The sequence below is a fragment of the Streptococcus sp. HMSC064D12 genome, from assembly GCF_001837205.1.
GTDB lineage: Bacteria > Bacillota > Bacilli > Lactobacillales > Streptococcaceae > Streptococcus > Streptococcus salivarius_D.
Window position 1 is genome coordinate 374 of sequence record NZ_KV831735.1, and the last position, 288, is coordinate 661.

Consider the following 288-nt stretch of genomic DNA (forward strand, 5'->3'; position numbering starts at 1 on the left):
AATTCAGCTTCGTCCTTAAAGATTCAGAAGGTAATACTCTTGAAACTGTGAAGAACGATGCTTCTGGTAACGTTAAGTTCAAAGCTCTCGAATTCAAGAAGGGTCAAGAAGGCGTTCATAACTACACAGTAGAAGAAGTTAAAGGCACAGACGCAACCGTTACATACGACACAATGAAAGCGAATGTAACAGTTACAGTTAAACACGATGGAACAGCTAAAGTTCTTATCGCGACTGTAGGTGCAATTGCGGACAAAGAATTTAACAACCGTGTGACTCCTCCAGAAG

At 41.0% G+C, this 288-nt stretch carries 1 protein-coding gene; it reads left to right on the forward strand.

Annotated elements, in window-relative coordinates; genetic code table 11:
- A partial coding sequence (locus HMPREF2697_RS03650; RefSeq protein ID WP_142350075.1) for a Spy0128 family protein occupies positions 1–288 on the forward strand: 288 nt, incomplete at both ends.